At 67.4% G+C, this 17,824-nt stretch carries 15 protein-coding genes; 8 read left to right on the forward strand and 7 right to left on the reverse strand.

Features of this window, described 5'->3' with window-relative positions; genetic code table 11:
- Positions 1–358 precede the first annotated feature (358 nt).
- Positions 359–556 (reverse strand): hypothetical protein, encoded by a 198-nt coding sequence (locus tag VHB27_RS22540; RefSeq protein WP_325604828.1) that lies wholly within the window; start codon positions 554–556, stop codon positions 359–361.
- Positions 557–784: 228 nt separating this feature from the next.
- Positions 785–1,894, reverse strand: coding sequence for a YeiH family protein (locus tag VHB27_RS22545; RefSeq protein WP_325604830.1), 1,110 nt, complete (start codon positions 1,892–1,894; stop codon positions 785–787).
- A 334-nt stretch (positions 1,895–2,228) separates the two neighbouring features.
- Here VHB27_RS22545 and VHB27_RS22550 point away from each other — a divergent pair, with 334 nt between their 5' ends.
- The 3 genes from VHB27_RS22550 to VHB27_RS22560 all read left to right on the forward strand — a co-directional run bounded on the left by VHB27_RS22550 (position 2,229) and on the right by VHB27_RS22560 (position 6,235).
- Entirely contained in the window at positions 2,229–4,253 is a 2,025-nt protein-coding gene (locus VHB27_RS22550; RefSeq protein ID WP_325604832.1) for a hypothetical protein, read from the forward strand.
- A 29-nt stretch (positions 4,254–4,282) separates the two neighbouring features.
- Positions 4,283–5,323 carry an amino acid ABC transporter substrate-binding protein gene (locus VHB27_RS22555; protein WP_325604834.1) on the forward strand — a complete coding sequence of 347 codons (1,041 nt, stop codon included), beginning with the start codon at positions 4,283–4,285 and terminating at the stop codon, positions 5,321–5,323.
- A gap of 102 nt (positions 5,324–5,425) precedes the next feature.
- The gene (locus VHB27_RS22560; RefSeq protein ID WP_325604836.1) at positions 5,426–6,235 is read left to right on the forward strand and encodes an SDR family NAD(P)-dependent oxidoreductase; all 810 of its coding nucleotides are present in this window, start codon (positions 5,426–5,428) and stop codon (positions 6,233–6,235) included.
- 38 nt (positions 6,236–6,273) lie between these two features.
- Here the strand turns inward: VHB27_RS22560 and VHB27_RS22565 are convergent, their stop codons facing one another.
- From VHB27_RS22565 to VHB27_RS22575, 3 genes are all read right to left on the reverse strand, one after another.
- Positions 6,274–7,569, reverse strand: a complete 1,296-nt coding sequence (locus tag VHB27_RS22565) for an MFS transporter (protein WP_325604838.1) — start codon at positions 7,567–7,569, stop codon at positions 6,274–6,276.
- 237 nt (positions 7,570–7,806) lie between these two features.
- Positions 7,807–9,192 carry a malonyl-CoA decarboxylase gene (locus VHB27_RS22570; RefSeq protein ID WP_325604840.1) on the reverse strand — a complete coding sequence of 462 codons (1,386 nt, stop codon included), beginning with the start codon at positions 9,190–9,192 and terminating at the stop codon, positions 7,807–7,809.
- 31 nt (positions 9,193–9,223) lie between these two features.
- Complete coding sequence (locus tag VHB27_RS22575) at positions 9,224–10,696, reverse strand: NAD(P)H-hydrate dehydratase (RefSeq protein WP_325604841.1); 1,473 nt, start codon at positions 10,694–10,696, stop codon at positions 9,224–9,226.
- A 139-nt stretch (positions 10,697–10,835) separates the two neighbouring features.
- On the opposite strand from VHB27_RS22575, the gene VHB27_RS22580 reads away from it, so the two are divergent.
- The 5 genes from VHB27_RS22580 (at position 10,836) to VHB27_RS22600 (ending at position 16,135) form a co-directional block, all read left to right on the forward strand.
- Positions 10,836–12,476 (forward strand): flavin-containing monooxygenase, encoded by a 1,641-nt coding sequence (locus VHB27_RS22580; RefSeq protein WP_325604843.1) that lies wholly within the window; start codon positions 10,836–10,838, stop codon positions 12,474–12,476.
- Positions 12,477–12,584: 108 nt separating this feature from the next.
- Entirely contained in the window at positions 12,585–13,457 is an 873-nt protein-coding gene (locus tag VHB27_RS22585) for a phytanoyl-CoA dioxygenase family protein (protein ID WP_325604845.1), read from the forward strand.
- Complete coding sequence (locus VHB27_RS22590; protein WP_325604847.1) at positions 13,454–14,890, forward strand: serine hydrolase domain-containing protein; 1,437 nt, start codon at positions 13,454–13,456, stop codon at positions 14,888–14,890. The genes VHB27_RS22585 and VHB27_RS22590 overlap by 4 nt, the downstream gene beginning before the upstream one ends.
- Before the next feature lie 65 nt (positions 14,891–14,955).
- Positions 14,956–15,744: an HpcH/HpaI aldolase family protein gene (locus tag VHB27_RS22595; RefSeq protein ID WP_325604849.1), complete on the forward strand. Its 789-nt coding sequence runs from the start codon at positions 14,956–14,958 to the stop codon at positions 15,742–15,744.
- Between the two features lie 91 nt (positions 15,745–15,835).
- Entirely contained in the window at positions 15,836–16,135 is a 300-nt protein-coding gene (locus VHB27_RS22600; protein ID WP_325604851.1) for a putative quinol monooxygenase, read from the forward strand.
- A 55-nt stretch (positions 16,136–16,190) separates the two neighbouring features.
- On the opposite strand, the gene VHB27_RS22605 is transcribed toward VHB27_RS22600, so the two are convergent.
- Together VHB27_RS22605 and VHB27_RS22610 are read right to left on the reverse strand one after the other, a co-directional pair.
- Entirely contained in the window at positions 16,191–16,982 is a 792-nt protein-coding gene (locus VHB27_RS22605) for an enoyl-CoA hydratase-related protein (RefSeq protein ID WP_325604853.1), read from the reverse strand.
- Positions 16,979–17,824, reverse strand: coding sequence for a prephenate dehydratase (locus VHB27_RS22610; RefSeq protein WP_325604855.1), 846 nt, complete (start codon positions 17,822–17,824; stop codon positions 16,979–16,981). Before VHB27_RS22610 ends, VHB27_RS22605 begins: the two co-directional genes overlap by 4 nt.

Here is a 17,824-nt window from a genome sequence, read left to right on the forward strand (position 1 = left end):
AGTACCGGACCGCTCGCATCGGCAGCGTGCCGGCGGCGGAACGGTCGGCTCGCATCGGCGCCCGGCCGCGTTCAGTCAGCTTGTGAAATTGGACGAGGGGGGCGTTCACCGGTGTCATCCTGGTCTCCTGCTGCAACGGAACGCGGCGCGTGACGATCGGCGCAGGCCCATCGGCCCGGCGCCGGAGCGAGGTCGCTCCGGGCCGAGGGTTTGGGAGCCCGTTCCTGGGATCGTCCTGCCCGGGCGCTGCCGTGGGCGGTAGCGTCGGCCACACGGACTTTAGTCCGCGGCCTCGGCGGTCATCGGCGCGGGCACGAGAGGCTGCCGCCTCCGTGTTTCCGCATCGGGTCAAAGCGGATCAGGCGCCCTGGACCGGCAAGCGATAACCGCCGCCCAGGGTGATCTTGCCCGCATCCGTGGCGGCCGGCAGGCGATAGCCGCCGCCCAGAGTGATTTTGCCAGCGTCCTTGGTCTCCGCTGGACGATGGTCGCCGCCCAGGACGATCTTGCCGGAATCGGTGGTGTTGGCCGCGGTGACCGCTTCGCAAAACAACATGGTGCTCTCCTCGATTGATTGGAAACGCAAACAGGGCCGCCACCCTCCGGTGACGGCCCTGCCAAACGTCGAACAAACCCGTTTCAGATCCGCCGGCGAGCAGTCTCACCGACGCTTGTCGTCAGGACAGAGTCATCCCGTTGACGAAGCGGAATGTAAGCGGACCTAAAACCCATGTCAATATAAAAATTCCTATCCTTCCGCTCGACCCGAAAATCCTCCTGCCGATCAGAGCGATCCTGTCCATTGCTGCACCGCCAGGCTCGACGCCGCGACCACGAACCACGTCGCCAGTCCCAGCACCAGCGGCCGAGCGCCGGCGCCGACGAAGGCGCGCCAGTTGCCTTGCAGCCCGACGGCGGCCAGCGCGACCACCATCACCAGCCGCCCGGCCAACTGGACCTGCCCGGCATGCGATCCGATCAGCCCGAAGGTGTTGGCCGTGGCGGCCAGCACGAACAGAATGATAAAGGTCGGCACTGCGGCATAGACGCGCTTGGCCAGCGACTGGCTGCCGGCGCCTTCGTCCAGCCCCAGGACCGGCAGCGCCAGCCCGAAGGCCAGCACCAGCGGAATGATCAGCGTCGTCCGGGTCAGCTTGACGATCGTCGCCGTCGTGCCGGCGGCCTGGCTGAACGCGAAGCCGGCCGCCACCACCGCCGAGGTGTCATTCACCGCCGTCCCGGCCCAGACGCCGAAGCCGTTGTCGCTCAGTCCCAGCAGGTGACCCAGCGCGGGGAAGGTAAAGACGGCGACCATGTTGAAGAAGAACACGACGGTGATCGCATAGGCGATCTCCTCGGCCTTGGCGCGGATCACCGGCGACAGCGCCGCGATCGCCGACCCGCCGCAGATCGTGGTGCCGATGCCGATCAGGCAGCGCATCCGCCAGTCGATGCCCATCAGCTTGCCCAGCAGCAGGGAGCAGATCAGGCCCGCCGACATCGTCACCGCCAGCAGCGGCAGGGAGCCGAGGCCGGTCCGGGCGATGTCCCCCAGGTTCAGGCTGGCCCCCAGCAGGACGATGCCGAACTTCAGGCATTGCTTGGACGTGTCGGAAATCTTCAGCGATTTGTTCTGCACCAGCGACGGGAAGGCGTTGGCGATCAGGACACCGATCGCGATCGCGAAAATCGGCGCGCCGACCAGCGGCGCGTATTCCGCGCAACCCAGCGCCGCGGCCGCGATCAGCACGCAAAGGCCTAAGCCAAGGGCGCGTCTGAACCACGGCTGAGCGGTCACGCGTGTCTCAACCGGAAGGGTTGCGCCCTGCACTGCCACGTCCGTCTCCTTCTCCGTGCCTCGGCGGATAATGGGCGATGTGGGAGCAAATGTCACCAAGCGCCCCTTGCGTGGAAGCTATTCCTCCGCTTCGCGCCTCGCGTCTCATAGATGAGATGTCAGGCGGGAAAATATATGACGGTTGTGTCGAAACAAACGGCCTTTGAGGCGCATTGGATGTTGCTGTTGCCGTCGCGATTCGATACAGACGGTAAAATTACACGCAATCAGATTGTGCATCCGCACTTGCACAACCGGATTAACGAGGTGACCCATTCACTGGCACGCCCCGCCGTCCGATAGCTACCAGGCTGGCAGCAACCGGGCCGCGCAGCTGTGCATCCGCCTTCACGGTCCGATATCGGTACAGGACGGCCGCGGCCGGACCGTCATGCCGCGCACCCGCAAAAGCCGCGCCATCCTGGCCGTGCTGGCGATGGCGGGGCAGAAGCCGGTGCTGCGGGGGACGCTGGCCGAACTGCTCTGGAGCCGGCGGGAAAAGGAACAGGCCCGTGCCTCCCTCCGCCAGTCTGTCCACGAGTTGCAAGACACGCTTGGCGCCGACTGGGGTCATCTGTTTCATGCCGACCGCCATCACCTATGCCTGCAAGGACCGGAGCTGACGGTCGACGCGCCCACCGCCCAGCCGGAACCGGAGATGACCGCCGAGGCACTGGAACGGTACGGGGAAACGCTGCTGACCGACATGGACGGCCTGGACCCGGCGTTCGATCGCTGGCTGCGGGAGGAACGGGCCCGCTGCGACCGGGTCGCTCGCACCATCGGCGAAGGCCTACTGGCCAAGGTCGACGACCCGCGGGAAGGCGTGGGCATTGCCCGAAGCCTGCTCGCGATCGACCGAACGCATGAGGGCGCCTGGCGGATGATGATGCGCAGCCATGCCGCCGCCAGCGACCTGAGGTCCGCCCTGGACTGCTACGACGCCTGTCGCGCCGCCGTCGCCGGCGTCACCGGCCAGGCCCTGTCTCCCGAGACCGAGGAACTCGCGCGCCGCCTGCGCGGCCAGGCGGACGACCCGGCGCCCGCCGGGCGGGCGGATGGGGTCGAGGACGAACGGCGCGATGCCCACATCGCCGCCCTGCTGCGGCCCGCCCCCAGGCGCGAGCGGGCCCAATTGCGCGTGATGGTGACGCCGCTGCGCGCGATCGGGGACGACAGGGACGGTTTCGCCACCGGTCTGAGCGAGGAAATCTCCGCCGGGCTGTCGAAATTCCGCTGGCTCTCCTGCGTGCCCGGGGGCGTCGCCACCTCCGAGGGCGCCGATCCCGTTGCGATGGAAACCGACATGGTGCTGGAAGGCACCGTCCAGCAGGTCGGCACGCGCGTGCGGACCATCGTCAAGCTGGCCGACCGGCGTGCCGATGGCGAGATCATCTGGGCCGGCCGCTTCGACCGCACCATGACCGATCCGCTGACGCTGCAGGATGAGCTGGGCGCGGCGATCGTCGCGCAGATCGACCCGGAGCTGATGCGGCACGAAGGCAAGCGGCCGTCGCGCGGCGACAATTCCGCGGCCACCGCTCAGGATCTCCTGCTGCGGGCGCTGCCGGGCATCTATCGCCTGGACCAGGAGAGTTTCCTCCAGGCCCGCGAGCTCCTCCTGGCATCGCTGGAGGCGGACCCGTCAAGCTCCGTCGCCAATGGCTGGCTGGCGTATTGGAACCTGCTCTATGTCGGCCAGGGCTGGGCCGACGACCCCGAGACTTCGACCAAAGAAGCCGCGCGGCTGGCGGAACGGGCGGTGATGCTCGATCCTTCCGATGCGCGTGCGCTGACGCTGGCCGGCCATGTGCGCGCCTTCCTTGCGCGCCACCCCGAGGAAGCGATCGCCCTGCACGAACGGGCCATCGCGCTGAACCCCAACATGGCACTGGCGTGGTGCTTCTCGGGCCTGTCGCATTTCTACCTTGGGGGGCATCGCGAAGCGCTGCGCCGGATCCGCCAGGCGATTTCCCTGTCGCCTTCCGATCCGCATGGTTTCTTCTTCGACATGGCCCTGATCCTGCCCAGCCTGATGGACGGGGACAGCGAAGGCGCGATCGCCGCCGGCCGGCGCGCGGTCGAGATGAACCCGCTGTTCTCGTCCACCTACAAGGGCTACCTGGCCGCCCTTGGCGTCGCCAACCGTCATCGCGAGGCACGGGAAGTGCTGGACCGTCTGCTGCGGCTGGAACCGGGTTTCTCGGTGCGGGAAGCGATCCTCCGATCCCCCATGACAAGGCCGGAAGACGTTGCGCGATACGCGGAAGGGCTGCGCCTGGCCGGCTTGCGGGAGTGTGCGGGCAAGCCGGTGTTCCTTCCAAGCGCAGGTCGTGCGCGGCCCCCTATGTTCGAGCATTCTTCAATTGATCTTGTTGCGAACCCAACGCAGAGTCCGCTTCGTCACGCGGGATGACCCGCGCGGAATTGGGAGACGAGGCAATAATGACACGACTCAAAGGGATTGGCGGCCTGGCGCTATTGACCGGGCTGCTGGCGCTGCTGGGCTGGACCCAGCCGGCGGCGGCGCAGGGATCCGGCTCCACAACGCTGGACGCTGTCCGCAGCCGCGGCCAGGTGCTGTGCGGTATCGCCGGAAACGTCCCAGGTTTCTCCTTGCCCGACAGCCAGGGTGTGATGCGCGGCATCGACGCCGATTCCTGCCGCGCGGTGACGGCGGCGGCGCTGGGCGATGCCGCCAAGGTCAAGTTCGTTGCGACGACGACGCAGAATCGTTTCACCGCGCTGCAATCGGGTGAAGTCGACATGCTGTCGCGCAGCACCACCTGGACACTGGGGCGGGAAGCGAATCTCGGCCTCGAATTCGCCTGGGTGAATTATTACGACGGCACCGGCTTCCTGGTGAAGAAATCGTCCGGCGTGAAATCCGCCAAAGAAATGGACGGTGCGACGATCTGCGTGCAGCCCGGCACCAGCACGGAGCTGGCGATCGCCGATTATTACCGGCTGAACAACATGAAATGGACCCCGATCCTGATCGCGGACCTGTCGGAGATCCAGGGCGCGTTCCTGTCCGGCCGCTGCGACGCCTACTCGACCGACGCGTCGGCGCTGGCGACGTTCCGGTTCAGCCAGGGACCGAAGGCGAATGACCTCGTGCTGCTGCCCGAGATCATCAGCAAGGAGCCGCTGGGCGTGATGGTGCGCAAGGGCGACGACAAGTGGTTCGACCTGGTGCGCTGGACCTTCATCGCCATGATCACGGCGGAGGAAAAAGGCATCACCCAAGCCAACGTCGACACGTTCATGGACAGCAAGGACCCCGATATCCGCCGCCTGCTGGGCCTTGAGGGCGACATGGGCAAGGCGTTGGGCGTCGACAACAAATGGGCCTACAACGTGATCAAGGCCGTCGGCAATTTCGGCGAGATGTGGGACCGGAACATTACGCCGATGGGCGTGCCGCGCGGCATCAACAACATCTGGACCAAGGGCGGGCTGCAATACGCTCCGCCGATCCGCTGACAGCGGCCGGCGCCGTCATGGCGGGGTCCCCGGCCATGACGGCGTCGCCGCCTTCTGCCATACCGTCCCCGGTCACGTTCCGAAATCAGGAGAAACCGGGAAATGCCAGGAAGATTGGAAGGCAAGGTCGCGATCATCACGGGCGCCGGCTGCGTCGGCCCCGGATGGGGGAACGGCCGAGCGGCGGCGGTGGCCTTCGCGCGGGAGGGCGCGCGCGTGTTCGCGGTCGATCGCGACGCCGACGCGATGGCCGAAACCGTCGAGCGCGCCAAGGCCGAAGCGGCCCATGGCGGCGAGATCCGGACCCATCTCTGCGACGCTATGGACAGCACCCAGGTCAAGGCGATGGTCGAGGCCTGCGTCAAGGCCTTCGGCGGCGTCAACATCCTGGTGAACAATGTCGGCGGCTCCTCGGCCGGCGGCGCCGTCGCATTGTCCGAGGAAGCCTGGGACCGGCAAATCGACTTCAACCTGAAAACCGTGTTCCTGGGCTGCAAGCATGTCATTCCGGTCATGGAGGCGGCGGGCGGCGGCGCCATCGTCAACACCGCGTCCGCCTCCGGCACCCGCTGGACCGGCTCGCCCCAGGTCGGCTACGCGGCATCGAAGGCCGGCGTGATCCAGTTCAGCCGCGTCACCGCGGTGGAATACGCGCCGAAGGGCATCCGGGTGAACACGGTGATCCCCGGCCAGATGCACACGCCGATGGTGGAAGTCCGGCTGGCCAAGCAGCGCTCCGGCGGGGATGTCGAGGCGCTGCTGAAAAGTCGCGTTGCCCGTATTCCGCTCGGCTTCATGGGCGACGGGCGGGACGTCGCCAACGCCGTGCTGTTCCTGGCATCGGACGAGGCCCGCTTCATCACCGGCACCGAGATCGTCGTCGACGGCGGCATGACCGCTCGGTGTGACTAAAGGGGGGCGTTGGCCCCCTGTCTTCATTCCGGCGGGCCTTACTCCAACGGGGCGAACGCCGTCTCCTTCACCCACGCCAGGGTGACCAGCGTCGCCAGCGAGGCGGCGATGACATAGAAGGCCGGCGCCAGCGAATTGCCGGTGGTGTGGATCAGCCAGGTCGCGATGAACGGCGCGAAGCCGCCGAAGATCGCGACCGGGATGTTGTAGCCGACCGACAGCGCGGTGTAGCGGACCCTGGTCGGGAAAAGCTCGCAATACACCGCCGGCCCCGGCCCGGCGTACAGGGCCAGCAGAAGCACCAGGATCAACTGCGCGATGAACGCGTAGACCGGCACCCCGGTGGAGGCCAGCAGGAACATCGGATAGGTCAACACCGCATAGCCGGCGCAGGAGGCGATCAGCAGCGGTCGCCGGCCGACGCGGTCCGACAGCGCGCCCATGATGGGCACCGCGATGACGAACGCCAGCAGGCAGATCGTCCCGCTCCACAGCGCCGTGCTGCGCGGCATCTTGATCGCGGTGGTCAGCCACGTCGTCAGGTAGATCAGCACGGCATAATACGCGACGGTATTGTGCAGCGTGATGCCGAACGCCAGCAGGGTCGGCTTGCGGAACGTGGTGAACGCCTCGGTCAACGGCGACCGGGCGACGTCGCCGTGCCGTTCCAACTCCTCGAACTTGGGCGTGTCGTCCAGCCGCCAGCGCAGGATCGCGCCGACGATGCCGACGATCACGCCGAGCAGGAACGGAATGCGCCAACCCCAGGCGAGCATGTTGTCGGATGAAACCAAACTCGTGAGCACCGCCGCGGTCAGCGAGCCCAGCAGGAAGCCGGTGCCGACGCTGACCTGCTGCCAGGACCCGGTCAGGCCGCGCTTGTCCGGCAGCGCGTATTCGACCAAGTAGGCCGCCGCCCCGCCCCACTCGCCGCCGCCGGACAGGCCCTGCGCGAGCCGCGCGACCACCAGCAGCAACGGGGCGAGGATGCCGATCGAGTCGTAGGTCGGCAGCAGCCCGACCACGAACGTCGAAATCGCCATCAGGAAGATGACCGCGCTCAGCGCCTGCTTGCGGCCATGGCGGTCGCCGTAGAGGCCGAAGACGACGGACCCGACGGGCCGCATCACGAACCCGACCCCGAAGACCGAGAAGGTCAGCAGCAGGGAAACGAGTGGTGTCTGATTGGGGAAGAATAGTTTCGAGATAACCGGGACGAAATAGCCGTAGACCGCGAAATCGTACCATTCCAGCACGTTGCCGATCACCCCGGCCAAGACCGCGGTTCGTCGCTGGCTGCCTGTGTGGCCGCCAACGGAAGTCACTGTCGACATGGAAAGTCCTTGTTGATCACTCTAAACGAGCACTATGTCGCGCTCGGCGAGGCTTTAAGCAATTCCCGCGCCATGGACGGCGCCGGCTCCTCCCTTCATGGTGGGCGAAGGCCTACCATTCAAACCGTTCTCTTCACGATCACCGCAAATCGTGGACGGCCGGGCCAAGCCCGGCCACGGCGCGGAGGGCCCCTTCCCCTGCACCCGGTGAGCCCCCGTGGGCGGCAGCCTCAAATCCTAGCTCCACCCCCGCGCCAACTTCCTGACCGCCGTCGAGGCGTTCCGTTTGCCGTCCCCGGCATAATCCTCGTGATAGTCCTCGATCTTTCCGGGGTCGTACAGATAATTGACCATCACCGTTGCGCTTTCTTTGGCCCCCTTGTCCGAGGTGTCGCCGGCCATGTTCAACCGTTCCACCCTGGCGCCGTTCGACAGGTGGAAATGCGCGACCGGGTCCTTGGCGCGCTTGCCGTTTGCTTCGCTCAGCAGATACCGCGCGCCCAGCCGGATCAGGATCGGTTCGGCGACCTTGCGCGCCGTCGGGTCGCGCCACCAGTGGCGCTTGGCGATCAGGCTCGACAGCGCGTCGCTGCCGCTGCCGCCGGGAAAAGCGGCCAGCAGCGCCTGGCTCTCCTCTTCGGTCAGCACCCCGGAGTCCCCCTTTGCCAGCAGCGGATCCAACCAGCGGCGCAGGCCAGGGATGGGCGACAGCGTGGCGAAGGTTTTCAAGTTGCGGAACTCCGTCGACAGTTCCTCGACCACGCGCTTGATCAGGAAGTTGCCGAAGCTGATGCCCGCCAGCCCGGCCTGGCAGTTGCTGATCGAATAGAAGATCGCGGTATCGGCCTTGGCCGGGTCCTGCACCGGGGCCTTCTCGTCCAGCAGGTCCTGTACGCTGCCGGCGAGACCCTTGACCAGCGCGACCTCGACGAAGATCAGCGGCTCGCCCGGCATGCGGGGGTGGAAGAACGCATAGCAGCGGCGGTCGGAATCCAGCCGGTTCTTCAGGTCGCGCCAGGACCGGATCGCGTGTACGGCCTCGTAGGACACCAGCTTCTCCAGCAGCGCGGCCGAGCTGTTCCAGTCGATCCGGGCCAGTTCCAGGAAACCGATGTCGAACCACGCTGCCAGCAATCCGCGCAGGTCGGATTCCAGCGCCGTCAGCAGCTTGTCCTGGCCGCGGACCTTCAGCAGGTAGGCGCGCATGTCGACCAGGAACTTGCGCCCGTCGGGGATCGAGGTGAACTGGGTCAGCAGCCTCAGCCGCGGCGGCTCCAGCGCGCGCCGCAGCGCGGCCTTGGCATCGGCGCGTTCGGCGACGTCCTTGGCCTCGGTCACCTTGGCATAGGCCGACGCGACCAGGCCGGCATCGGAATCGAACGCCGCCAGGGTGCGCAGGAACTCCATCCGTCCCGCATCGTCGTGCGTCAGATACGTCTCCGCCAGCTTCGCCGCCCGGTTCCGGGCGCTGACCTCGCCGCCACGGCCGTCGAGGCAGGCCTGCATCTGCTGCTGGAGCGTCTCGTCCTCGTCGCCCGTGACGCTGGCGGCCATGTCGCGCCAGACCGTGGTGATCCGCTTGATCGCGCGATCGAGCAGACCGGTGGAGACGGCTTCACTCATGAGACCCTCGGGGTAGCCTGTTGGGGCGGCATCATAGCGGAGCCGCCGTGTCCGTCGCGTGATTTGTTGATTCCGAAACGACGCGCACGAGGGCCGGCAGCAGGTCCTCGGCGATCATTCCCGGGCCGGCCGCCTGCGCCGCCGCGCCGTGGAGATAGGCCCCGGCCGACGCAGCCTCCCACGCCGGCATGCCTTGCGCCAGCAGGCCGCCGATGATTCCAGCCAGGACATCGCCCGCGCCCGCGGTCGCCAACCAGGGCGGTGCGGACAGGTTGACCGCCGTCCGTCCGTCCGGCGCGGCGATCACGGTGTCGGCACCTTTCAGCAGCACCACCGCGCCGGTGCGCGCGGCGGCGGCCCGCGCGGCCTCCAGCCGGTCGGACGGGGACCCGAAGACGCGCGCGAATTCGCCTTCGTGCGGCGTCAGCACCGCCGCGCCCCGCAGCGCATCGGGTTGGCCGGCGAAGGCCGAGAACACATCCGCGTCACCGACCACCAGCCGCCCGGATGCCGCCAGGGCCGGAAAGATCGTCGCGGCGTCGGCGGGACCGAGACCGGGACCGCAGACCCACACCGCGCGGCGCGGGTCGGACAGCAACGTGCCGACCGGATCCTCGGTGACGATGAGGCCTGGCTCGCCGGCGCGGTAGACCGTGGCCGATCCGCGCGCGGCGATCGTCACCATGCCCGCGCCGGCGCGACGGCTGGCCTCGGCGGCCAGGCGGGCGGCGCCGGTCATGTGAGCGCCGCCGATCACGGTGGCATGGCCGCGGCTGTATTTGTGCCCGTCGGGTCGAAGGACCGGCAGGTGCCACAAACCGGGCAGGTTGGCGAAGGCCGTTGGCGCGATGGCGTCCAGTACCGCATCGGGGATGCCGATATCCGCCAACTCGATACGCCCGCACAGCGCCCGTCCCGGCAGCAGCAGGTGCCCCGGTTTCAAACGAAAGAACGTTACGGTCATGTCGGCTTGCGGCGCGTAGCCCATCGGCTTGCCGGTGGCACCGTCCAGGCCCGAGGGAACATCGATCGCCACGACCCGCCGCGCGGCGCGCAACGTGTCGGCGACGGGTCCGTCCACGGGACGGGACAGGCCGGCACCGAACACTGCGTCGATGACCAGGCCGGCGCGGCTCGCTTCGGCCGGCGTGAAAGGGCGCATCGGACCGGTCCAGCGCGTGGCGGCCAGCGCCGCGTCGGTATTCGGCCTGGGGTGCGCGAGAGCGGCGATGCCGACCGGCCAGCCCTGTTCCGCCAACAGCCGCGCGGCAACGTAGCCGTCCCCGCCATTGTTGCCGGGGCCTGCGAGCACCAGCACCGTCGTCCGTCCCATCTCCCGCATCACCGCGCGCGCCACCGCTCGGCCCGCCGCTTCCATCAGGTCCGGGCCGGCATGTCCCAGCGCCATCGCGGCCGCGTCCGCCCGGCCCATCTGTGCCGGGGTCAGCAGCGCGGACCGGTGGCGCAGGCGCCGGACCAGGGATGCGTCGAAGCGAACGGTCATGTGCCAAGGAAGGCGCATTCCGGTGTTGCGGGCAAGGGTACTCCTCCGGAGGACTCACCCGGGGGAACTCCGTTGGGGTGTTGCCCCGGGACGAGCGGCGTGATGTCCTGCTTTTCCAGCCGCAGAGACGGACGAGGAAATGCCCGACACGCTGATCACATCCACGCGCGACGCAAACCCCGACACCGAACGCTTCGACGCCATCATCGTCGGCGCCGGCATTTCCGGCATGTACCAGCTCTATCGGCTGCGCGAGCTTGGGCTTCGCGTGCGCGTCTTCGAGACCGGCGGCGATGTCGGCGGCACCTGGTACTGGAACCGCTATCCCGGCGCCCGTTTCGACTCCGAAAGCTGGAGCTATGGCTTCTCCTTCTCCGAGGAATTGCTGCAGGACTGGAACTGGACCGAACATTTCTCGCCGCAGCCGGATACGCTGCGCTATCTCAACCATGTCGCCGACCGGTTCGACCTCCGCCGGGACATGCAGTTCAACAGCCGGGTGGCCGCGGCGCACTGGCAGGAGGACACGCGGGAATGGATCGTGACGCTGGACGGCGGCGAACAATATCGCGGCCGGTTCCTGTTCACCGCGCTTGGGCCGCTGTCCGCGTATACGATGCCCAACATCCCCGGCACCGAGACCTATGGCGGGGAGGCGCATCACACCGCGCGCTGGCCGCATCATCCCGTCGATTTCAACGGCCGGCACGTGGGGGTGATCGGCACCGGAGCCTCGGCGATCCAGACCCTGCCGGAAATCGTCGACAAGGTCGCCAGCCTGACCGTCTTCCAGCGCACGCCCAACTGGGCCGCGCCGCTGCACAACAGCAAGATCACGGCGGCGGAGCACGAGGCGATCAGGGCCCGCTATCCCGAGATCTTCGCGCGCTGCCGCGAGACCGTCAGTTGCTTCATCCACACGCCGGATCCGCGCAGGACCTTCGACGTTTCGGAAGAGGAACGGGAGGCGTTCTGGGAGAAGCTGTACGCCGAACCCGGCTTCGGCATCTGGATGGCGAATTTCCGCGACATGCTGACGGACCAGGATGCCAATGACGCGATCAGCGCGTTCGTCGCCCGGAAGATCCGCCAGCGGGTGAAGGACCCGGCGGTGGCCGAGAAGCTGATCCCGAAAAACCACGGCTTCGGCACGCGCCGCGTCCCGCTGGAGAGCGGCTACTACGAAGTCTTCAACCGCGACCACGTCACGCTGGTCGACATCAACGAAACCCCGATCGAGCGCATCACGCCCAAGGGCGTGAAGACGACCGACCGCGAATACGAATTCGACCTGCTGATCTATGCCACCGGCTTCGACGGCGTCACCGGCGCCTATGACCGCATCGACATCCGCGGCCCGAACGGGCTGCGCCTGGCCGACGCCTGGGCCGAGGGACCTCGCACCTTCCTAGGCCTTCAGCCGGAAGGATTCCCGAACCTGTTCATGCTGATGGGCCCGCACACCGCGCGCGGCAACATCCCGCGCAGCATCGAGCAGAGCGTGGAGTGGCTGACTGCGCTGGTGCGGTTCCTGAGCGATAATGGTTACACACGTATCGAGCCACGAGCGGAACCGGTCGCGGAATGGACACGGCACGTGATCGACGCGGCGCGGATCCTGCTGTCCTACAACGTCGATTCCTGGATGACCGGGGTGAACAAGAACGTCGAGGGCCGGACGGTGCGGCGCGTGGTCGGGTACAACGGCAGCGCGGTGCGGTACCGCAAACGTGCGGACGCGGTAGCCGCTGGAGGGTACCGGGAGTTTTTGGTTTCGTAGGTGACGAGTTTCACAGGCGGCAAAGAGGAGACCGCATCGCGGCACCGGCATAATGGCGATCCGGGGGCGAATGCGGTAAGCTCCGTCTCGAACGCAGGAGGAAGGCTGATGCTCACGCAAGCCCAGATCGACGAATACAACGAGGTCGGCGCCATCGTGGTCCCCAACGTCCTGACGGCCGACGAAGTCCGCACCCTGTCGAACGTGACCGACGATTTCGTCGCCCGTGCGCGCGGGCTGACAGGTCACACCGACATCTATGACCTGGAAGACAGCCACGCCCCGGACAACCCCCGGGTCCGCCGCATCAAGGCGCCGCACCTGCACCACCCGGCCTATGCCGCCCTGGTCCGCCATCCCAAGATCATCGGTGTCCTGCAAGCGCTCTGGGGTCCGGACATCCGCTTCGACACCGCCAAGCTGAACATGAAATGCGCCGGCTTCGGCGCCCCGGTCGAGTGGCACCAGGACTGGGCGTTCTATCCGCATACCAACGACAACCTCGCGGCCGTCGGCGTGATGTTCGACGACATGGCGATGGAGAACGGGCCGCTGATGATCCTGCCGGGCAGCCACAGGGGGCCGACCTTCGACCACCACGCCGACGGCGTGTTCTGCGGCGCGATGGACCCGTCCAACCGCGACGTCGACTATGCCAGGGCCATCCCGCTGCTGGGCAAGGCCGGCTCCATCACCGTCCACCATGTGCGGGCCGTGCACGGCTCCGCGCCCAATGTCTCGGACCGCGACCGCCGCCTGCTGCTGTTCCAATACCGCGCGGCGGACGCCTGGCCGCTGCTGGGCTTCCCGGGAGGGATCGCGGCGTTCAACGCGCTGATGGCGGCGGGCGAACCGCGCGAGCCGCGCATGGCCCCTGCCCCGGTCCGCCTGCCCCTGCCGCCCGCGGCGAAACAGGGCTCGCTCTATGAGAACCAGAAGGGCATGAAGAACCGCTATTTCGACCTGGCTGCCGCACAATGAGCCAGCCGCCCTGGATGGAGACGATCTTCGACCGCTCTCCGGTGCTGGGGCATGCGGGGCTGGTCGATCCGGTCATCTTTGACGGCTCCCGCGCCGCGCTGCGCCAGCGGACAGTGAACTTCGCCGCACGGCGCTATGCCGACATGATGCTGGTCTCCGGGTTGGACCGCGCGACGGCGGATCGGCATTTCCGGCTGCGCGTGGCGCAACTGCCCTCGGGCCTCGACGCGCATGCGATCGAGGTGTCGATCCAGGCGGAGGCGGACGCGGATTTCGCCGCCGGCCGCCTGGGCGTGACCGTCGAGGCAGGCCAGGTCACCGTCCGTTGGGGCGGCATCGTCGGCCGCGCCATCAGCCGTCCCGGCTACGGCACCATCCTGCTCGGTCCAGCCGAAGCGCCGGACTTCGCCCCCAGCCCGATCCCCCGTCCTGTCCGCGAGGCCGGGCGCGCCTGGCCGATCGGCGACGCGGTGGAATCCGCCTCGGCACCGCCACCGCTGGCCGCCGCGATGGATGCGTTCTTCGCCGGCTCGCCCGGCGCCTACGGCGTACTGATCGCTCGGCCGGACCGTGTGCTCGTTGAACGCTACGGCGCGTTCGGCGCGCCGGACCGAGCGACGCCAAGTTGGTCCATGACCAAGGCGATCACCTGTACGGTAATCGGACGGCTGATCCATGACGGCTGGCTGCGCTCGATGCACGACCCGGCGCCCGCGCCGCTTTGGTCCGACCCCCGCGGCATCCATCACCTGATCACCCTGGACCACCTGGTCCGGATGCGCGCCGGCCTCGGCTTCCCGGTGCGGCTGGAGGATGGCCGTGTCCTGATCGGCTTCGAGAACAGCGCCGTCTACCAGGAGGCCGCCAACGCGTTCGAGGCCGCGCAGCGCTCGATCGTCGCCACTGTCCCCGGCGCGGTGTTCCGCTATGTCAACAGCGGCATGAACGTGCTGGGCGCGATCATCCGCGACCAGATCGAGCGGCGGGGCCTGCCGTATCACGCGACGGCGTATGGGCTGCTGATCGACCGGCTGGGCATGGGCAGCTACCAGCACTCGGCGGACAAGGCGGGCAACCTGATCGCCTCTGGGGCCGGGTACGCGACGCTGCGGGATTATGCGAAGCTGGGGGTGCTGTACCTGAACGACGGGATGTGGAACGGCGAGCGGCTGCTGCCCGACGGTTGGGTCGATTACGCGCTGACGCCCTCGCACACCGGCACCAGCTACGCGGCGTGCTTCCGGTCCAACGTCGAGGGCGCCTTCCCCGACCTGCCGCGCGACACCGCCTGGGCGTCGGGGGCGTCGGACCAGAAGATCTTCGTTCTGCGTCGGCATCGGCTGACGGTTGCGGTTGCCAACGAAACCGATCATGCGATGGACATGGCCGCATTGAACCGGATGATCGCTACGGCCATCGACTGTTACGCCTGAGAGTTGGCCGGCGGCCCGTTCACGGCTAGACTATGCAGGCAGTCGACTATCCTGGGGGAAAGACCATGTCCGTCCGCAACATCGCGCGCGAAAAGCTGGAATTCGGCCATCTGTCGCTGGGGGTCGGCGTCCGCACCACCCGCAGCGTGGAAATCGCCAAGATGATGGCCATCGCCGGCTTCGACTGGCTGTTCCTGGACATGGAGCACGGGACGATGTCGCTCGACGCCTGCGCGCAGATCAGCGCCGCCGCCCTGGATGCGAACATCGCCCCGATCGCCCGCGTCCCCAACGGCCAGTATTCGATCGCCACGCGGGCGCTGGACAACGGTGCGCTGGGGATCGTCATGCCGCACGTGGACACCGCCGCCGAGGCTCGCGAGATCGTCAGCAAGCTCAAATACCCCCCGATCGGCCACCGCTCGGTCGGCGGCTGGGGGCCGCATTTCCAGTTGCAGAAAGTTTCGACCGGAGAGGCAGTGATGATGCTGAACCACGCCAACCTGACGGTGGTGATGCTGGAGACGCCGACGGCAATCGCCAACGCCGATGAGATCGCCGCGGTGCCGGGCGTGGACGTGCTGCTGATCGGGTCGAACGATTTGTGCGCCGAAATGGGAATCCCCGGCGATTTCGGCAACGACCGGCTGGCCGACGCCTATGCCAAGATGATCGCCGCTTGCAAGAAGGCGGGGAAATTCCCCGGCATGGCGGGCATCTACAACGAGGCGATCATGCCGCGCTATATCGAGATGGGCGCCCGCTTCATCCTGTCCGGCCAGGACGCGTCGTTCATGATGGCCGGTGCGCAGTCGCGCACGGGCTTCCTGCGGAAGACGATCCCGCACGGGTGAGGCTCGCCCTCGGCCACTTTGGTGCGGTCCGAAGCATCCGGGGTTTGAGAGCGGGCATAATCCTCCTGTCGTCAATGACAAGGAGGATGAAATGCCTGATCAGCAGAAGCGTGCTTTCACGGTGCATTGGATCGTGAAGGAGAATGAAGTGGCAGCCGCCCTCGACATCATCACCCGGTTCGCTCCCTTGGCACGGAATGAACCGGGGCTGGAGATGCTGACCGTTCAGCAGTCGGCCGAGGACCCTCGGAAGTTCATGTTCTATGAAATCTTCTCCGATGACGCCGCGTTCGCGGCTCATCAGGAGACGGCGCATTTCAAGCAGATGATCATGGAAGAGGCGCTGCCCAAGCTGAGCCATCGCGAACGGGTGGCCTACCGCTTGGTCTAGGCGTGGCGTGACCGGGGCCGGCGTGACTTTGATCGCCGGCCTCGGTAACCCGGGGCTATCCTCGATTGAACACCGGCGGTCGTTTCTCCTGAAACGCCCTGACCCCTTCGGCGAAGTCCGCTGACCGGCCAGCCACGCCTTGCTCGCGTGCTTCCAACGCCAACTGCGCCTCCAGCGACGCCCCCGCGACCACCGATGCGAACAGCCGCTTCATGCCGGCTATCGCTTCGGCCGGCGCCGCGACGAACCGTTCCACAATCGCATCCGTCTCCGCCCCCAGCGCCGCATCGTCGACCGCACGCCAGATCATCCCCCACCGCTCGGCCGTTTCGGCATCGATCGCATCTCCCAGCATCGCCAGGGCACGCGCCCGCGCGTCCCCGACCAGATGGGAGAGGAAGAAGGTCGACCCGCTGTCCGGGATCAGGCCGATCCGCACGAAGGCCTGTACGAACTTCGCCGACCGTGCCGCCAGCACGATGTCGCAGGTCAGCGCGAACCCGACGCCGGCCCCCGCCGCCACGCCGTTGACCGCGGCAATGAACGGCAGCCGGGAGGCGCGGACCCGTCGCACCACCTCGTGGTGGTAGCGTCCGGCCAAGGCCTCCAGGTCCGGCGCACCGGCCTCGGACGGCGTCACGCCAGCTCCCAATTCCTGCCCGGCGCAGAACCCCCTGCCCGCGCCGGTCAGCACCAGCACCCGGCAGGCCGGATCGGCCTCCGCCTCGCCGATCGCCGCGATCAGCCGCTCCAGCATCGGCGCGTCCACCGCATTCAGCTTCGCCGGCCGGTTGAGCACAAGGCGGCGCCAATGCGGATGTCGCTCGACCAGGATGTCGTCGGTCATGAAACCTCCTGCCGCCGGAACGGCGCCATCGGATAGACGCCCAGGATACGCACTTCGGTCGAGAAGAACGACAGCTCCTCCAGCGCATGGCGCAGGCCCGTCTGTTCGGGATGCCCCTCGACGTCACACAGGAACTGCGTGGCGGCGAACTCGCCGCCCAGCATGTAGCTCTCCAGCTTGGTCATGTTCACGCCGTTGGTGGCGAACCCACCCAGGGCCTTGTACAGCGCGGCCGGTACGTTGCGGACACGGAACACGAACGTCGTCATCAGATCCGGGGTTGCAACGTCCGGCGTCACCGGCGTCTTCGACACGACATAGAAGCGGGTCGTGTTGTGCGCCGCGTCTTCGACATTCGCGCGCAGGATGTCCAGCCCATAGATCTCGGCGGCGAGGGAGGAGGCGATCGCCGCCTCCTCCTTCTTGCCCCATTGCGCGACGAGCTGCGCGGCGCCCGCGGTATCCGCCTCCACCACCGGGACCAGCTTCAGGTCGGCGATGATCTTGCGCACCTGGCCGAGCGCGACGGTATGGGAATGGGCGCGCTTGATGTCCGCGATGGTCGCGCCCCTGATGCCCAGCAGGCAGTGTTCCACGCGCTGGAACTGCTCGCCGATGATAAAGAGGCCGGAACCGGGCAGCAGGTGATGGATGTCGGACACCCGGCCCGCCAGGCTGTTCTCGCATGGCAGCATGCCCAGCTCCGCTCGACCGTCGCGCACCGCGTCGATGGCATCCTCGAACGACGCGCAAGGCAGCGTCTGCCTGTCGGGATAGGCGTTGCGGCAGGCGAGGTCGGAATAGGCCCCCGGCACGCCCTGGAAGGAGATCAGGCCCGCCAT

The sequence above is a fragment of the Rhodopila sp. genome, from assembly GCF_035548235.1.
In the GTDB taxonomy this organism is placed as follows: Bacteria; Pseudomonadota; Alphaproteobacteria; order Acetobacterales; family Acetobacteraceae; genus Rhodopila.